Source organism: Aeromonas sp. ANP5 (assembly GCF_963870295.1).
Lineage (GTDB): Bacteria > Pseudomonadota > Gammaproteobacteria > Enterobacterales > Aeromonadaceae > Aeromonas > Aeromonas veronii.
The window spans coordinates 75,086-93,042 of record NZ_CAWMRY010000004.1; the positions used below are offsets into that span (position 1 = coordinate 75,086).

The window sequence follows — 17,957 nt, forward strand, 5'->3', positions numbered from 1 at the left end:
ATACGGGCTCGTTATTGCGCCCGCCACCGGGATGTTCTGGCCAGAGCACTGCAAACGAGAGCCCCTGCCAACGCCACTGTTGCCCACGCTGGCAGAGCGTTGTTCTCTCACTAAAAGGGTAAGAGGAGAGCTCGTAGCGCACCGGCATGGCGCTGAGCAGTCGCTTGCGATTGCCGGCATGGTCCCGATCCTTGTGGCTAATGATGAGGCGATCAATCACCCGGATCCCCAGATGGCTCAGCTGGGGCAGGATCACCGCGTCCGCCATGTTGTAGCCTCCGGGATAGCGATCGCCGGTGTCATAGAGGATGGCTCGCTCCCCCTTGCTGATCAGCACCGCCAGCCCCTGTCCCACATCCAGCACCCGCAGTTGCCAGCGGGCAGGCGTTGGCCAGAGCGCCAGCAACAGCGCACACAGACCCGGTAGCCAGAGCCAGCGTGCCGAGCGCCACTGCGCGGCGAACCAGAGCAGCAACAGCAGGGTGCAGAGTGGCAGCCACCAACCGGGCAGTGGCCACCACAGTTGCAGTTGGTCTGCCAGCCAATTCAGGATGGTCAGCACCCACCCGAGCCCCAGATCCGCCAGCCAGAACAGGCCGTAGGCAAGCGAGGTGGAGAGCGGCGCCAGCAGCACACCGATCAGGGCCAGCGGGATGATGGCGATACAAAAGAGCGGCACCGCCAACAGGTTGATCACCATGGCAAGGGGCGCGATCCCCTCGAACAACGCCAGTTGCAACGGCAGCAGACCGAGTAGCAGCCAGAGCTGGATCTGCCAGAGCCCCGGCTTGTCGTGGACATATCCCACCAGCAGCAAGATGGCCACCGCCAGAAACGAGAGCCAGAAGCCGGCCGAATAGAGGGCGAAGGGATCCCAGAGGGTCAATACCACAAAGGCCCACAGCCAGATGCGCCAGGCCGGCCACTCTCGCCGACTCCAGCGCAACACGCTCCACACCAGCACCATGATCAGGGCCCGCTCGGTGGCCACAGCAAACCCGGCCAACGCGCTGTAGACGGCGGCAAACAGCAGGGAGGTGATGATGGCGCCACGCAGGCAAAACAACCTGCCCAGCCACCACCCGAGCACCGCCACCAGCGCAATGTGCTGCCCAGAAATGGCGATTATGTGAGTCAGGCCGCTACCGCGAAACAGCTCCCACTGGGCATCCGTGATGCCACTCTGCTCGCCAAAAGTGAGCGCCGCCAGCAAGGGAGCATGGCCAAGAGTGCGCCAACTCTCGGTCGCCGCGCCCAACCAGCGTTCGCGCCACCCCACAGGTGCCTGTTGAATATCTATCACCCGACGCAAATTGCCGGTGGCGGTGACCCCCTTGCCCAGCAGCAGACGCCGCCCATCCAGCCCCGCCTCGTTGGCCAGACCGTGAGCCGGTTTCAACGAGGTCACCAGGGTGATCCGGCTGCCCACTGTCATGGCGGGTAATGCCTGATAGGCATTGACCCGGATCAGGGGCTCAGGTGTCACCGGTTGCTCGTCGAGGGTGCTCACCCGCAGCAGCAGCCGGACAAATTTATCCCCCTCGGGCTCTGCACTTTGCAGCTGTGCGGTTATCATGTGGCTCGTCTGATCGCCCAACCGCTCCAGCCAGGCCAGCCTATAGGCAAGATTGGCCTGCATCCAGAGGATGCCGAGCAGAAGAAACAGCCACCGCCAGGCACGGCAATATGCAAGGGGGATCAGCAGGGACAGCAACAGGCCCCCCCATGCGAGTGAAGGTAACCATGGCCAGAGCAGTGAGGAGCTTGCCCCCAGGGCAAACGACAACAGACGCAGATCCATGGAGCAAGTATTTAGCAAGGTTTCAATATGCCCAAACGACTCATTAAACGCTGGATGCCCGATCAGCAAACCCTGAAAGAACACAAGCACCTGCGGCTGTTCGGCAAACTGCTGCTCGATGCCAACCTCTGGCACCTCAACCGCCGCTCGGCTGCCGGGGCATTTGCGGTGGGCCTCTTCATGGCCTGGGTGCCGCTCCCCTGCCAGATGCTGCTGGCTGCCGGTGGCGCCATCCTGTGCCGGGTCAATCTGCCGCTCTCGGTGGCGCTGGTCTGGCTCTCCAACCCCTTTACCATGCCGCCCCTGCTCTATGGCGCCTATCTGGTAGGTTGCCAGTTGCTGGGACATTCGGCGCAGCAGATCGAGATTGAATTCACCTGGGAGTGGCTGGTCTCGGTACTGGGCACAGTGGCACCGCCGCTGTTGCTGGGCTCGCTGATCTTGGCCCTGCTCAGTTCCCTTATCGGCTACACCCTGATCCGCACCTTCTGGCGGATCAGCACGGTGCGCCAGTGGCAAAAACGCAAGATGGCCCGCCCATGCTGAGTCGCTGGTTTGCCCGTTTCAAGCTCGATCCCGATACCCTGCGCCAGCAGAAGTGGTTTGCCCTGTTTGGTGAGCGACTGCTTGCCCCTGCCCTCTGGCAAGGGGGCACCCGCGCCCTGAGCGGCGCGGTGGCGGCCGGGATCTTCGCCTGCTGGTTCCCAATCCCGATGCACTCGCTCATCGCAGTCGGTCTGGCGCTGGCATTCAGCCTCAACCTGCCGCTGGCACTGCTGGCGGTCTGGTTCAACAATCCGCTGACCCTGCCGTTCATGTATCTCTACGCCTATCGCACCGGTTGTCTGGTACTGCACAAAACGCCGGAGCCTTTCCACCTCAGCTGGACCCTGCACTGGCTGGAGCAGGAGGCGGCCACCCTGGTGCCTCCCTTCCTGCTCGGCAGCCTGCTGCTGGCGGTACTCACCGCCCTGAGCGGCGGCGCCCTGACCGCGCTGCTGTTGCAACTGCGCAAGCTGTGGCAAGGTGCACGCCACCACTGAGTCGCCCTTACCCTTGTTTAGCGATCAGCCATTGGCGATCAAAAAAGCCCGTCACCAAGGTGACGGGCTTTTTCATGGCATAGAACCAGAGCATCAGGTGATGCGATTACAGCACCTTGGCGATCGCCTCGCACAGAGGATCGATATTGGTGCGGGTAATACCGGCTACGCTGATCCGGCCGGAGCCGACGATGTAGATGGCAAATTCGCTCTTGAGGCGCTCCACCTGATCCTTGGTGAGACCGGAGAAGGAGAACATGCCGTTCTGCTCGCGGATAAAGCTGAAATCCTGGCTCACGCCGAGGGCAGCCAACTTCTCTACCAGCAGTTCGCGCATCTCGCGAATACGCACCCGCATAGCGGCCACTTCTTCGACCCACTCGGCATAGAGCGCCGGATCGCTCACCACGGCGGTGACCACAGCGGCGCCGTGTGACGGCGGGTTGGAGTAGTTGGCACGAATGACGGTCTTGACCTGGGTGAAGGCCACATCGGCGATCTCCTTGGTCGCGCTCACCAGCGTGAAGGCGCCGACCCGCTCGTTGTAGAGGCCGAAGTTCTTGGAGAAGGAGCTCGCCACCAGCAGCTCGTCATGGCACTCGGCGAAGATACGCAGGCCTTCGGCATCCTCTTCGATACCACGGGCAAAACCCTGATAGGCGAAGTCAAACAGCGGCAACCAGCCGGCGGCAGCACTCTGCTTGGCCAGTGCGCGCCACTGATCGCTAGTTGGGTCGATACCGGTCGGGTTGTGGCAGCAGCCGTGCAGCAGCACCAGCTCACCCGGCTGCACTTCGGCCAGCGAAGCCTGCATGGCAGCAAAGTCGAGCCCCTTGGTGGCGGCGTTGTAGTACTTGTACCACTTGACGGTCAGGCCCGCGGCCTGGAATACGCTGACGTGGTTGGCCCAGGTGGGATCGGAGATCCAGATGGTCTTGGCCAGACCGTTGCGCACCACGAATTCGGCCGCGATACGCAGGGCACCGGTACCGCCCGGCGCTTGTGCGGTCTTGGCGCGGCCACTGGCAACCAGCGCAGAGTGCTGCCCGAACAGCAGTTGCTGCACGATGCGGCCATATTCGATATTGCCTTCAATACCGAGGTAGTTCTTGGTCTTCTCGTCGGTCAGCAGCTTCTGCTCGGCTTTCTTGACGCAGTGAAGAATGGGGGTGGCACCGGACTCGTCCTTGTAGATCCCTACGCCCAGATTGATCTTGTGGCTGCGAGAGTCAGCGCGGAAGGCTTCGGTCAGGCCCAGGATCGGATCCGCTGGGGCGGCAACAACCTTTTCAAACATGGTATTCCCTGTATTCCGTTGAGTTCGTTGGGTGGCAAAGCGGCTTGATAAACAAAAGCGCTCATCTGGCGAGCGCTTCGTCAACTCTTTATATCACCGCGTTCAATGGGGGAAAACCGCTTTTTGGCTCGCTTTCAGGCCAATTTCAACCAACGGCATGCCACGCTGGCGCCAGCGCACACACCTCGGCCGACAAGCCACCATTGGACTCAACCAAACCGCTACAAACTGCTAACAATGGCTTGGGGATCCGGCTCGGCTCCCAGGGCCGAGCCTCAGTCAAAGGCTGGGCATACGCGCTGAGAATGGGGGCCAGATCACGGGGCAACCACCAGCTGGCCGGACGACCCAGCCGCTGGGCCAGCGCCTGCAGCCGATCCACCCCGGCAGGGTCGAGGGCAGTGAGATGACTCCACAGCACATTGGGGGGCAAGGCGGCCACCACCTGCTGCAAGGCAAGGGGAGCCGATGGGGGGGCCCACACCAGCAAGGTGCCGGGATCAAGAGGCATCTCGGCAAAGGCGCCGACGCTGTCTGTGGTGATCACACGCTCGATACTCCCCTCCCCCCAGAGGATCTTGCCAAGACCCGCCAGGGTGCGCTCGGGCAGCGCCACCTCCCCCAGCGCCTGCAACCAGGGGGCTGCGTCGATCAGGGTGCCGCCGCTGAAAAAGAGGCTGAACGGCTGGGCGGCGCGCAAGCGCAACAGCTGATCGGCGCAGAGCCGGATCCCCTTGTCCTCGAAATCAATCTGCTCGTTGGGGGTGAAGTTCACCTCTGACTTGCGATAGAGCGCCGCCAGCACCCGTTCGTTGACCAGCTCCCCCAATTGCCAGCCCTGAGCATGCAACCACTCCTCGGGCTCGGGGGGGGCAGTTGCGATCTCGGCCAGCATCAGCTCGCGGGTGAGATAGCGCCGTCCGGCCGGGGTGAGCTCATAGCTGTGGCTGCCATGAGCGAGCAACAGCTGGTTATCCTTGAGCAGGCCCACCAGCGGCTGCCACTGACGGCCACGGATCACCACAGGTGAGTGGCTCAGCAACTGCTGCGCCAGCGCCCGCCATTCGGGGTGACTAAAGTCGATCAATTACAATCCATCCCTGTCAGTGCTCAATCGGATAAACAGCCTGAAAAGGTACCGTTACAGGCCGATGACGCCAAGCCTCCCGCGCCAATTACGTGACTTCGCTCCCTGCAATTTTCCCCAAACAGAAGAGCCCACCGTGGGGTGGGCTCTTTCTTGGATAACACTCGACGCTTATTCGACGTTGAGGCGCAGTTCGGCGTCGTGCCAACCCAGTGGCAGGGTCAACAGCTGATCGATCAGCTCCCGGCGATCGGATTTCTCCAGATAGGCGAGATAGAGCGGGCGGCTCAGCGGCTGGCCCCCCTCCACCAGATGGAGCGCCCCCTTCTCGAGGAAGGGGCTGACCATCCGCCGTGGCAGGTAGGCAGCACCACCGTTGGCCAGCACGAACTGCAACGCCATGCTGGCGGAGCTGGAGTGCAGCACCGGGGTCTTTTGCAGGCTCTGCAAACGGCTGGGTTGCGGCTCGAAGCTGGTGCCCCAGTCGAGGTGGATGTGCGGCATCTGCATCAGGTTGTCGGCATTGGCGGCCGGATCCCGGCTCACCAGCTCGAACACCAGCTCACCGATGGGATGCAGGGCAATCTCGTCGATCTTGGTGGGCTCGGAGAGCAGGGCCAGATCGAGGGAGCGCTCCAGCAACTGGCGGCAGAGGTGCTCGCGGGAGGCTGTTTCCAGCCGTACCGCCAAACCGGGCGCCAGTGCATAGATGTGATTGAGCCAGTCGTTGAAATCGAGCTCCCAGAACACCGCGGGCGCGCCGATGGCCAACTGCTGGCTGAATCCCGGTGAGAGCGCAACATCCTGCTTGGCGCGACCAAGGGTGTGCAAGATGGCGTCTGCATAAGGCAGCAGACGCTCACCGGAGGCGGTCAGGCGGATGTTGTTGCGATGACGGGCAAACAGACTGACACCCAGTTGCTGCTCTAGCTGGCGGATCCGGAAACTCACCGCCGACTGGGTCAGGTAGAGATTTTCAGCAGCCCGGCCAAAATGCCGGGTCTTGCTCACCTCGATAAAGGTCCGAAGCAGCTCGGTATCCATTAATCGATGGACTCGTCACTGCCACCGCCGCTGCCACCACCGACATCAAAGCTGCCGCCACCGCTGCTCTCTTCGCTGGCGCCGCCAACGACGGTGCAGAGGCGATGAACGCGCTTGGGACCGATCACCTTGAGGTACTTGAACCACACCTTGGCATGGGGGTTGGCACCGGCTTCGCCGGATTTGACCTGCTCGACGAAGGCGGACTCGACATCGTCACGGGGTGCAAGGTTGCCCTGGTAGAGTGCCAGCATGGCGGTACCATACTTTTCCAGACTGTCCGCTTCGGCCACAGTGAATTCACCACTGCGACGCAGGCCACGGGGAAAATGTTTGAAGTCGTTGAAACGCTTGTCTGATTCGAAGCTCATAGTGCTCTTTTTTCTGGTTAGTTTGACCTTTGCGGGCAAGTATCATCAGGCCATCGCCGAGTGCAAAATCAATTTTCTCACTATGTTAATAAATATCTTTTATCGATGTCACTTTGCCCCATAGCTGACGCCGATTTTGTGGCATAACACACAAAAAACGTTGATAAATAATAAACTTATGTAAACGTGCAGCCAGTTTGCACGTCACTTTTTGGACTGTGCAGGCAAAAATAAAGCGCCATACGGCGCTTTGTTTGTCACATCAGGTGAACCAGCTGAACCTTTGGTTCAAACATGCTTACTCAATCATGGCCGGTTGAGCCAGGTTGTCGGCACGCCACAGACGGTAACGCACTTCATACTCCTGCGGCACGTAGATCACGAACGGCAGTTTTGAGTTGTAGTTCACGAAGAAGCCCTGACCGTAGATCTGGACGAAGGTCTCTTTCTGCTGGTTATCCGGGCACATCATCAGGGTGCTGATGGGGTCGGAGACTTTGCCCAGTTTCAGGTAGTTGTAGCCCCAGCCTTTGACGCTGTGCTGTTCCAGGTTGCCTGCAAAACGCGGTACGTTGCAATCAACCATCATCTTTTTGCCGACCTGCAGCTCGACCATCATGTCGGCTTCTTTCTCGACTTCAGGCAGGCGGATCACCACACGTTCCTGATTCACGTCAGCGGCTGGGAACATGCTGATATCAAATTTTTTCGGCTCGGCAGCGAAGGCATGGCCACCCAGCAACAAGGCGCCCAGCAGGCTAAAACGCAATACGGTTTTCATCTGTACCTCATGGGGTTGGTTCAACGCCGCTAGACTAACCGCTCTGCCGATTTCATGCCAGCGATCTGCTACGTAAAAACTGCGTAAAATGATGCAGATCCGGCACACCATGACGTGATCTGGCTATTTTCTGACAGGGCGCACACTCCCGTTACGGGAACCTGAAACAAAAAGCGAGGCCAATTAGCCTCGCTTTGCATTCAAATGGCGCCAGAGTGCTATTTGGCCGCCTCTTGATGGGCCTTGATGACAGCGACCGCCTTGTCGGGGAAGTCGCTGAACACCCCATCCACATCAGCCTGATAGAGGAAGATATTAAGCAGATCGGTGAAGTCCTTGGCATAGGCCGGGATCTGCCCCTCATCCTGACGGAAGGTATAGGGGTGAACTTTCAGGCCCGCCGCATGGGCTTCTTTTACCATGCCGGTGAAGACCGGTTTGCCCAAAGTGCCCGGCTCGGTGACGATCATCGGTTTCCACGGGCCAATCCCTTCGGCATAGCTGGCGATGGTTTTCATCGCTCCCGGCTTGAACATCCAGTCATAGTTGTAGGGGGTCGCCTTACCCTTGGCGTCGTAGACCATGGTCTCGTTCCAGTCGGTCTCTGCCATCAGCTGCACCAGTTTCAGATCCATACCCATGGCGGGCATCAGTTCGCTGTTGATGCGCTTGAGCTCATCGGCATCGAAGCACTGCAGATAGACCTTGTCATCCTTCCCGGTGTAGCCGTACTCCTTGAGCACCTTCAGCACCGCCTTGGAAATATCCTTACCTTCGTGACGGAACAGCCAGGGTGCTTTGATCTCCGGATAGATGCCGATGTTCTTGCCGGTGCTCTTGTTGAGCCCCTGGATCATCTCGATCTCCTCCTGGAAGGTATGGATCTTGAAGTCTGACTTCCAGAGCGGGAAGCGGGCCGGATAAACCGGCACCTGCTTGCCATCCACCAGCTGGAACGGCTCGGTCATACGCAGGGAACGCACCTCATCCAGGGTAAAATCCACCACATAGTAACGACCGTCCGGACGGGCACGGCCAGGGAAGCGCGCCGCCACATCGGTGATGCCATCGAGGAAGTGATCGTGCATCACCACCAGCTGGTCATCCTTGGTCATCACCAGATCCTGCTCCAGATAGTCAGCCCCCATGCCATAGGCCAGCGCCTTGGACTCCAGGGTATGCTCGGGCAAGTAGCCGGATGCGCCACGGTGGGCGATCACCACCTTGCCTTCATCGGCAGCCAACACGGGTAATGAGAGGAATGCCCCAAGGCTCAAGGCGATGAGGGAAACGGCGAGTTTTTTCATATGTGATGCTCTTTATTATTGTGTGTAGGTAATTGTTCTATCAGAGGTTTGTTGCACATTTACGGTGGAAAGCGGTGGGCAGCAGCGCACTGCCCACCGTCACGCATCAGCTCGCCTTGCGCAGAGCCTGATGGTATTGGTCAAGCCAGATCTGCAGCATCTGCTGCTCTGAATCGTTCAGGCGCAGCCCCAGCTTGCTGCGGCGCCAGAGGATATCGTCCAGTGAACAAGCCCACTCCCGCTCGATGAGATAACGCACTTCCGACTCGTAGAGGCCACCACCGAAGTGAATGCCGCGATCCTCTTTCAGCCAGAGACGGGCATGGGCGCCATAAGCTTCGGCAATGCGCAGGGCGCTGCGATCATCGAGCCAGTCAAACTCCAGCGCAAAGGCGCGGGCCAGCTCGCGTACCGAGCAGTCAAACTCGCCGCCGGGCAGCCGGCTGGTCGCAGTCCAGTCATCCCCCATCTGGCTAAACCAGGGCTTGAGCTTGTTGCAGGCGGCCTGCGCCAGCTTGCGATAGGTGGTGAGCTTGCCGCCAAACACCGACAAAAGCGGCGCATCGTCAGACTCGCCAGAAAGTTCGAGGGTGTAGTCACGGGTCACCGCCTGCGGTGAATCTGACTCGTCATCACAGAGCGGACGCACCCCGGCATAGGTCCAGATCACATCTTGCGGCGCAATTTGGCGAGTGAAGTGAGCGTTGACCACCTTGCACAGGTAGGTAATTTCGGCCTCGCTGATCTTCGCTTCCCGCGGGCTGCCGTGGTGCTCCACATCGGTGGTGCCGATAAGGGAGTAGTCCTGCTGATAAGGGATGACGAAGACGATACGGTTATCTTCGTTTTGCAGGATATAGGCCTCTTCGCGCTCATGGATGCGCGGCACTATCATGTGGCTGCCTTTAATAAGGCGAATGCCGCGGGGGGATTTCTCGTGCAGGCTCTCGTCGTAGAAGGTCTTGACCCAGGGGCCCGCCGCATTGACCAAACCACGGCAGGTGACGGTGAACTGCTCGCCCCCTTCCCGCTCCAAAGTAAGCGTCCAGTGTTTGGATCCACGCACCGCCTTGATGCAGCGAGTGCGGGTCTGCACATCGGCCCCCTTGTCACGGGCCATCATGGCATTGAGCACCACCAACCGGGCATCGTCGACCCAGGCATCCGAGTATTCAAACCCTTTGTTGATCCCTGCGGTCAACCCATCTTGCGGCAGGAAGCGCACGCCACAGCTCCCCTTTAGCTTGTCGCGCTTGGCCAGATTGTCATAGAGGAACAGACCGGCGCGGATCATCCAGGCCGGACGCAGATGCGGGCGGTGCGGAAGACGAAAACGCATCGGCCGAGCGATATGGGGCGCCATGCCGAGCAGCACCTCCCGCTCCGCCAGCGCCTCTTTCACCAGCCGGAATTCGTAATGTTCGAGATAGCGCAGACCACCGTGGATCAGCTTGCTGGAGTTGGAAGAGGTGGCAGAGGCGAGATCTTGCGCCTCAAACAGGGCAACTTTCAGGCCCCGCCCTGCCGCATCGGCTGCGATGCCGACCCCGTTGATGCCGCCACCGACGACGACCAGATCATAATGTTCGCTCATGTTCACCTACTTTCATTTTTATGATTGCTATAACAGCAATGTTTGATTTCGCTCATTTTAGAACATGAAAATACAACAAACGAACATTTTATGATGAAAGTGTGATCGCCACAGCCCGCCAGAGGTGGCAAAGAGGACAGGTCAGCTGAGCAAATGGCGTCGGGCCAACATCGGCGGGTTACTAGCCAAAAAAACCAGATTGAATAGTGGTTTTGGCAATACCTATAAAGGGGTGAGATGGGTGCAGGGATGGGGGAGAGAAAGGAGGCCGCCCTGACGGGCGACCGGCACAGCCTTGGCGTGTTTCGCCGTCAGCAGATGTGGCAAGCGATCTGGTGTTGCGCCATCAATCGCGTCAGCTTTTCCGGTGGCTCCTGATCGGTAAAGAGGGCGTGGATCTGGCTGAGATTGCCCAGATTGACCATGGCATTGCGACCGAACTTGGTGTGGTCGGCGGCCAGGAACACCTGACGGGAGTGGGCGATGATGGCCTGGGCAATCTTCACCTCGTGATAGTCGAAATCGAGCAGGGAGCCGTCGTTGTCGATCCCCGAAATCCCGATGACACCATAGTCCATGCGAAACTGACCGATAAAGTCGCGGGTCGCCTCCCCCACGATGCCGCCATCGCGGTTGCGGATCTCGCCGCCGGCAATGATGACGGTGAAGTCATCCTTGGCCGTCAGGATGCTGGCCACGTTGAGGTTGTTGGTGACGATGCGCAGCTCGCGGTGATCGAGCAGGGCGCGGGCAATCGCCTCGGTGGTGGTGCCTATGTCGATAAAGAGCGATGAGCCGTCGGGAATATTGGCCGCGACCTCGCGGGCGATGCGTTCTTTCTCCTTGAGTTGCATCACTTTACGGGCGCTGTAGGCGGTATTGACGGTACTCGAATGCAGGGAGGCACCGCCGTGATGGCGCCGGATCTTGTTCTGTTCGGCGAGATCGTTCAGATCCCGGCGAATGGTCTGGGGGCTGACGTCAAAGTGGGTCACCAGATCGTCGGTCGAGACAAATCCCTGCCGCGTCAGGACGTCCAGGATCTCCAGATGTCGTTGGGTTTGCTTCACGCTTGCACTCCGATGATGAGACAAAAAAAGGCCCCGGCAGATGCGGGGCCTTTTGGCAGTTTACCTGATCCCCTTTGGGATCAATAAGCTGAGGATCACGTTTTATGCCTTATGGGCAGCCGCTTTCTTGGCCGCAACGGCAATGTTCTCATGCTTGAGGGTCATCGCCAGCAGGATGATGGAGAGCACACAGGAGACGGTCAGCACCATGAAGCCGCCATCCCAACCGAAGTGGTCAACGGTATAACCCAGCATGGCGTTGGCTGCCACGGCGCCGCCCAGATAACCGAACAGACCGGTGAAACCTGCCGCAGTACCGGCTGCTTTCTTCGGTGCCAGCTCAAGAGCATAGAGGCCGATCAGCATGACAGGGCCGTAGATCAGGAAGCCGATCGCCACCAGCGCCATCATGTCGATGGTCGGGTTGCCGGCCGGGTTGAACCAGTAAACCAGTACAGCCAGGGTCACCAGCACCATGAACAGGATACCGGCCGGGGCACGGCGGCCCTGGAACATCTTGTCAGAGATCCAGCCACACAGCAGGGTGCCCGGAATACCGGCCCACTCGTAGAGGAAGTAAGCCCAGGAGGAGTTGTCGACGGTGAAGTGCTTGGCCTCTTTCAGGTAGGTTGGCGCCCAGTCCAGCACACCGTAACGAATGAGGTAAACGAAAGCGTTGGCGATCGCGATGTACCACAGCAGTTTGTTGTGCAGCACGTACTTGACGAAGATCTCCTTGGCGGAGAACTCCTGCTCGTGGCTCTCGTTGTAATCCTTCGGATAGTCGTTCTTGTACTCCTCGATGGGAGGCAGACCGACCGATTGCGGGGTATCACGCATCACGAAGAAGGCGATCACCGCGATGGCCGCCGCCGCTGCCGCAGGCACATAAAAGGCGCTGCGCCAGTCGTTGAACCAGCCCATCCCGAGGATAAACAGCGGGCCAATCATGCCGCCACCCACGTTGTGCGCCACGTTCCAGACCGCAACCACTTCGCCGCGCTCTTTCTGTGACCACCAGTGCACCATGGTGCGACCGCAGGGCGGCCAGCCCATGCCCTGTGCCCAACCGTTCAGGAACAACAGCACAAACATGATGGCAATGCTGGAGGTGGCCCAGTGCATGGTACCCATCATGAACATGATGGCAGCCGAGAGCAGCAGACCGGCGGAGAGGAAGTAACGGGCGTTGGAACGGTCAGAGACGTTCCCCATCAGGAACTTGGACAAACCGTAAGCGATAGAGACCCCGGAGAGCGCGAAACCGAGATCACCACGGGAGAAGCCCTGCTCGATCAGATAGGGCATCGCCAGACTGAAGTTTTTCCGTACCAGATAGTAGCCGGCGTAACCGAAGAAGATCCCGAAAAACACCTGCCAACGCATGCGTTTGTAGAAGGGGTCGACCTTGTCAGCCGGGAGCCTGTCGATGTGCGCCGCAGGCCTGAAGAGACTAAGCATGTTCTGCTTCCTTATTGTTGTTATGGGCGGTTGAGGATGCCCTGACCATTCCGACGAATCATGTGAGTCCGCTGATTCGCAAGCGAGCCTATTGTGCTCATATGCGCTCATTTAATCTGTGATGCATGCTCAAATATTGCAGTTTTATTACAAATAAAAGCTCCAAATGAGAAATCACTCAGCAAGCGCCAGCCCTTGTGTGGCAAGGGTTGCAAGCTACCCCCTAAGTGGTAACTGGCGGTTATCAAGATGCTTTACGTCACATTTTCTTAGCAATGAGTGGGATCTTGTCCACATTTCCTATGGAGGGGGGATGGTGAAATTATTGGGAAGGGTTATTTTCTGTCACGACCGATAACGAGCGCAAACGAGCATAACGTTTGCGCAAGACGCAAAAACAACAAGGAAACGTTTTCGGCGGCAACGGATAGACACAAAAAGATAAAACGGAACATCAAACCTCTACGGGTGGATATAAGGAACAAAAGTATGAGCATACAAAGACCCAATACCCTGCTTGGCGAGTGCATCGCCGAGTTTATCGGAACCGGCCTGCTGATATTTTTCGGCGTCGGATGTGTGGCGGCACTGGTGCTGGCAGGCGCCAACTTCGGGCAGTGGGAAATCTCCATTACCTGGGGTCTGGGTGTGGCCATCGCCATCTATGTGACCGGCGGTATTTCAGGTGCCCACCTGAACCCGGCTGTAACCCTGGCGCTGATGACCTTCTGCGGGTTCGACAAGCGCAAGGTGGTGCCCTACATCATCGCCCAGATGGCCGGTGCCTTCTGCTTCGCGGCCCTTGTCTATTTCCTTTATGGTAACCTTTTCACCCAGTGGGAAGTGACCCATAACGTGGTGCGCGGCAGCATCGAGAGCCTCGGCACCGCCGGGATCTTCTCCACCTATCCCAATGCCCTGCTGACCAATATGCAAGCTTTTGCCGTCGAGCTGGTGATCACCGCCGTCCTGATGCTGGGCATCATGGCGCTGGGTGACAACAACAACGGCGCTCCCAAAGGTTTCGCCGCCGCTCTGCTGATCGGTATCCTGATCGCAGTGATCGGTGCCTCCCTTGGCCCGTTAACCGGTTTTGCCATGAACCCGGCCCGTGACTTTGGTCCGAAACTGTTCGCGTTCTTTGCTGGCTGGGGTGATGTTGCCCTGACCGGTGGTCGTGACAACCCCTACTTCTGGGTTCCGATCCTTGGCCCCATCGTTGGCGCCCAGATTGGTACCGCTCTATATGTCAAAGTGCTGGCTCCCTGCGTCCCGGGCAACCGTGTCGTCACCACCGAGCAAGCGACTCAAACCGCCAAAGAAGAGGCTGCCGCATAAGAGCGGCCCCCTCCAACGTATAAAAACGTGGAAAATAGAAACGTGGAGAACATCATGTCTGCTGAAAAGAAATATGTCGTCGCTCTGGACCAGGGAACCACCTCTTCCCGCGCCATCGTGTTTGATCAGGATGCCAACATTGTCGGTACCTCCCAGCGCGAATTCACCCAGCACTACCCGAAAGCGGGCTGGGTAGAGCACGACCCGATGGAGATCTGGGCGACCCAATCCTCCGTCTTTACCGAAGTGCTGGCCAAGACCGGCCTGCGCAGCGAAGAGATCGCCGCCATCGGTATCACCAACCAGCGTGAAACCACCGTTGTCTGGGAAAAGGCCACCGGCAAGCCCATCTACAACGCCATCGTCTGGCAGTGCCGCCGCACCGCCGCCATCTGCGAAGAGCTCAAAGCTCGCGGTCTGGAAGAGTACGTTCGTGAGAACACAGGTCTGGTGCTGGATGCCTACTTCTCCGGTACCAAGGTGAAGTGGATCCTCGACAACGTGGAAGGTGCCCGCGAGAAGGCGATGAACGGTGAGCTGCTGTTCGGCACCATCGACACCTGGCTGGTCTGGAAGATGACCAATGGCGAAGTGCACGTCACCGACCCGACCAACGCCTCCCGTACCATGCTCTACAACATCCGCGAGCTGAAGTGGGACGAGAAGATGCTGGACGAGCTGGGCATCCCCATGTCCATGCTGCCGGAAGTGAAACCCTCTTCAGAAGTGTACGGCTACACCACCCGTGGTGGCGGCTCCCGCATCCCCATCGCCGGTATTGCCGGTGACCAGCAGTCTGCCCTGTTCGGCCAGCTCTGCTTTGAAAAAGGGATGGCCAAGAACACCTACGGCACCGGCTGCTTCATGCTGATGAACACCGGCACCGAGCCGGTTCGCTCCAACAACGGCCTGCTGACTACCGTTGCCATCGGCCCGAAAGGGGAAGTGAACTACGCGCTGGAAGGTGCGGTGTTTATGGGCGGCGCCACCATCCAGTGGCTGCGTGACGAGCTGAAGATCATCCACGATGCCCGCGATACCGACTACTTCGCCTCCAAGGTGGGTGACACCAACGGTGTCTATCTGGTACCGGCCTTCGTCGGTCTGGGTGCGCCCTACTGGGATCCGTATGCTCGCGGCACCATGGTCGGTCTGACCCGTGGTGCCAACCGCAACCACATCATCCGTGCTGCGCTGGAATCCATCGCCTATCAGAGCCGCGATGTGCTGGATGCGATGCAGCAGGACTCCGGCATCAAGCTGGCAGCCCTCAAGGTAGACGGCGGCGCCGTAGCCAACGACTTCCTGATGCAGTTCCAGGCTGACATGATGCACACCCCGGTGGTACGTCCGACCCGCATCGAGACTACCGCCATGGGCGCCGCCTTCCTGGCTGGTCTGGCAGTCGGCTTCTGGAAGAGCTCGGACGAGCTGGAAGACAAATTCAGCGTGGACCGCGAGTTCATCCCGCAAATGGACAGAGACGATCGCGCCAAACGTTACAGCGGCTGGCAGAAAGCGGTTGAGCGTTCACGCCGTTGGGCTGAAGAGGATTGATCGGGCACCCGACATTCCGTTGAGATAAACACCAGAGAGGCCGACCGCAATGTCGGCCTCTCTTTTTATGCTTTCCCTTGCCGGTATCAGCCCCCTTCCCGCTCATTGCTCCCTCCCTTTTTCTGCCGTCCTCTGTTGTTACCATCCGTCACAACGCAATTGAGTTCTCTATCTATAATTATCATCTGGGTCGCATATGCGACCTTATTTATGAGGAGAGCGATATGGAGAGGGCGATACACCGTTTTACACTGCACTCACTCTGGTCAGGGCTCGGGATCCGCACCCGGATCCTCGCTGGCGTGGCGATACTGATGGCCATCGCCATCAGCTGCATCACCTTGATCCTCGAGCAGATATCCCACAGTCAGGCCCAGCAGCGGGTCGAACGCTACGAGCTGCCAAGCAGCGTGGATCGCATTGCCAACCAGCTGACAGCGCAGCTTATCCAGCACCTGACCGAGGCGCAGGCGCTGGCCAGCAACCGTTTTGTCATCGACTGGCTGACCGCAGGCATGCCAGAGCAAGAGTGGCCCGCCATGGAGCGCTACTTTCAGGATCTGCAACGGCGGATCGGCGGCAACGTCTTTATCGCACCCCGCCAGAGCAGCACCCTGATCAACTTCAGCGGCGGCCCCACCGCCCAGAAATCGCTGAGCGAATCAGATCCGAAAGATGGGTGGTTTTTCGGCTTTCTCAAACGCAGCAAACCCTATGAGCTGAACCTCGACATCTCGGATTTTGACAAGCGCGCCTCCCTCTATATCAACACCGCCGTCACCCACGAGGGCAAGACCCTGGCAGTGGCAGGCACCTCCATCGACATGAGCGCCCTGAGCAAACTCATCAGCGGCTACCGGATCGGCAAGAGCGGTCAGGTCTATCTGGCGGACATGGAGGGCAATATCGAGATCCACCCCGAGCAGGAGGTGGAAGGCGCCGCCCACCACCAGCAATCCTTCCTCGATACCGTCAAGCGGCTTATTCCCAATGCCCGGGAACAGGTGGCCGTAGAGGCGCTAACACTGGAGGGGCAAACCTACCTCATCGCGGTGCGTTACATCCCCACCCTCAACCGGCTGCTGATTGGCGAGATCAACAGCGCCGAGCTGGAAGAGGGCCTGCAGGAATCCCGCCAGCTCATCATCATGGTCTCGCTCGCCATCGGCGGGATCGCCATGCTGGCATCCGCCTGGCTGGCTCACTCCATCAGTCGCCCCATTCGTCAGGCAGCCGATGGCATGCATCACATCACCGCCGATCGGGATCTGGCGACCCGTCTCGATTTCTCTGACGAGTCGGAGCTGGGCATGATGGCCCAGAGTTTCAATCAGCTGATCCAGAGCCTGAACCAGAGCTTCTCCCGCTTCCAGCAGTCAGGCAGCGCCCTCTCCGCGCAGTCGTCCCAATCCATGCAGCAGGCCCAGGCACTGGCAGGAGAAGCGTGCCAGCAGGCCCAGAGCATTCAGGAGCTGACCACTGTGGTCACCACCATCGGCGACAACGCCGAGCAGATCGCCAGCCGCTCTGAAGGAGTCAACGACGTAACCCAACGCATCGCCAACCATATGCTCAGCATCGAGCAGGATGTGACCCAGAGCGCCGCGCAACTCGACAGCTTGCGCAGCAGCATCGGCAGCTCCTCGGCCCTGCTCGATGAGGTGGTGAAAGACAGCAACAACATCACCCAGATCATGAACCTCATCCGCGATGTCTCAAACCAGACCAACCTGCTCGCCCTCAATGCAGCCATCGAAGCGGCCCGGGCGGGGGATATGGGACGGGGCTTTGCGGTGGTGGCCGACGAGGTACGCCAGCTGGCGGTGCGTACCCAGACCGCCACCAAGGATGTGCAGGATCTCATCTTGCGCCTGCAGGAGGGAACCCGGCAGGCCAGCAGCTCGATGGCAGACTCCCGCAACCTGAGCGAAGAGGGATACAACCGGATGAATCAGGCCAGAGAGGTGCTGGTTGATGCCACCAGCCAGATCAACCAGACCGCCCTCGAGATCAACGAGATCAGTGCGCTGGCGCAGGCGCAGAATCAACAAATGGGGCAAGCCAGAACGGCGCTCGATGAGTTGGCCATGGTGGCCGAACACCAGCGGGAACACGCGCAGGAGAGTAATGCCGCCAGCCGCGAACTGTTCGAACTGGCCAAGGCCATCGACGAGCAGATCCGCCAATACCGGATTGGCTAGACCCG

General features: G+C 59.3%; 14 protein-coding genes and 1 pseudogene. 5 read left to right on the forward strand and 10 right to left on the reverse strand.

Going from position 1 to position 17,957, the window contains the following annotated elements; all coding sequences use genetic code 11:
- Positions 1-7: 7 nt before the first annotated feature.
- Positions 8-1,801 (reverse strand): annotated as a pseudogene (locus tag AACT07_RS04050) (DNA internalization-related competence protein ComEC/Rec2); the annotation flags it as partial.
- Positions 1,802-1,828: 27 nt separating this feature from the next.
- Here AACT07_RS04050 and AACT07_RS04055 point away from each other — a divergent pair.
- The gene (locus AACT07_RS04055; RefSeq protein WP_005350890.1) at positions 1,829-2,347 is read left to right on the forward strand and encodes a DUF2062 domain-containing protein; all 519 of its coding nucleotides are present in this window, start codon (positions 1,829-1,831) and stop codon (positions 2,345-2,347) included.
- Positions 2,341-2,844: a DUF2062 domain-containing protein gene (locus AACT07_RS04060; protein ID WP_069526675.1), complete on the forward strand. Its 504-nt coding sequence runs from the start codon at positions 2,341-2,343 to the stop codon at positions 2,842-2,844. The genes AACT07_RS04055 and AACT07_RS04060 overlap by 7 nt, the downstream gene beginning before the upstream one ends.
- Before the next feature lie 106 nt (positions 2,845-2,950).
- Here the strand turns inward: AACT07_RS04060 and AACT07_RS04065 are convergent, their stop codons facing one another.
- From AACT07_RS04065 to glpT, 9 genes are all read right to left on the reverse strand, one after another.
- Complete coding sequence (locus tag AACT07_RS04065; protein WP_069526676.1) at positions 2,951-4,141, reverse strand: amino acid aminotransferase; 1,191 nt, start codon at positions 4,139-4,141, stop codon at positions 2,951-2,953.
- A gap of 145 nt (positions 4,142-4,286) precedes the next feature.
- The gene (locus tag AACT07_RS04070; RefSeq protein ID WP_069526677.1) at positions 4,287-5,228 is read right to left on the reverse strand and encodes a hypothetical protein; all 942 of its coding nucleotides are present in this window, start codon (positions 5,226-5,228) and stop codon (positions 4,287-4,289) included.
- 171 nt (positions 5,229-5,399) lie between these two features.
- Positions 5,400-6,272, reverse strand: coding sequence for an HTH-type transcriptional regulator HdfR (gene hdfR, locus AACT07_RS04075; RefSeq protein ID WP_005337525.1), 873 nt, complete (start codon positions 6,270-6,272; stop codon positions 5,400-5,402).
- A complete protein-coding gene (locus AACT07_RS04080) occupies positions 6,272-6,643 on the reverse strand; it encodes a DUF413 domain-containing protein (RefSeq protein WP_005350885.1) in 372 nt (123 codons plus the stop codon). Before AACT07_RS04080 ends, hdfR begins: the two co-directional genes overlap by 1 nt.
- Before the next feature lie 298 nt (positions 6,644-6,941).
- Positions 6,942-7,424, reverse strand: coding sequence for a serine protease inhibitor ecotin (gene eco / locus AACT07_RS04085; RefSeq protein WP_005337529.1), 483 nt, complete (start codon positions 7,422-7,424; stop codon positions 6,942-6,944).
- Between the two features lie 218 nt (positions 7,425-7,642).
- A complete protein-coding gene (gene glpQ, locus AACT07_RS04090; RefSeq protein WP_069526678.1) occupies positions 7,643-8,731 on the reverse strand; it encodes a glycerophosphodiester phosphodiesterase in 1,089 nt (362 codons plus the stop codon).
- 106 nt (positions 8,732-8,837) lie between these two features.
- The gene (glpD, locus tag AACT07_RS04095) at positions 8,838-10,325 is read right to left on the reverse strand and encodes a glycerol-3-phosphate dehydrogenase (protein WP_069526679.1); all 1,488 of its coding nucleotides are present in this window, start codon (positions 10,323-10,325) and stop codon (positions 8,838-8,840) included.
- A gap of 311 nt (positions 10,326-10,636) precedes the next feature.
- Positions 10,637-11,395 carry a DeoR/GlpR family transcriptional regulator gene (locus tag AACT07_RS04100; RefSeq protein WP_005347045.1) on the reverse strand — a complete coding sequence of 253 codons (759 nt, stop codon included), beginning with the start codon at positions 11,393-11,395 and terminating at the stop codon, positions 10,637-10,639.
- 102 nt (positions 11,396-11,497) lie between these two features.
- Positions 11,498-12,856 carry a glycerol-3-phosphate transporter gene (gene glpT, locus AACT07_RS04105; protein ID WP_005337540.1) on the reverse strand — a complete coding sequence of 453 codons (1,359 nt, stop codon included), beginning with the start codon at positions 12,854-12,856 and terminating at the stop codon, positions 11,498-11,500.
- A 489-nt stretch (positions 12,857-13,345) separates the two neighbouring features.
- On the opposite strand from glpT, the gene AACT07_RS04110 reads away from it, so the two are divergent.
- From AACT07_RS04110 to AACT07_RS04120, 3 genes are all read left to right on the forward strand, one after another.
- Positions 13,346-14,194, forward strand: a complete 849-nt coding sequence (locus AACT07_RS04110; RefSeq protein WP_069526680.1) for an MIP/aquaporin family protein — start codon at positions 13,346-13,348, stop codon at positions 14,192-14,194.
- Between the two features lie 54 nt (positions 14,195-14,248).
- Complete coding sequence (gene glpK / locus AACT07_RS04115; protein ID WP_069526681.1) at positions 14,249-15,751, forward strand: glycerol kinase GlpK; 1,503 nt, start codon at positions 14,249-14,251, stop codon at positions 15,749-15,751.
- 224 nt (positions 15,752-15,975) lie between these two features.
- Positions 15,976-17,952: a methyl-accepting chemotaxis protein gene (locus AACT07_RS04120; protein WP_069526682.1), complete on the forward strand. Its 1,977-nt coding sequence runs from the start codon at positions 15,976-15,978 to the stop codon at positions 17,950-17,952.
- Positions 17,953-17,957 lie beyond the last annotated feature (5 nt).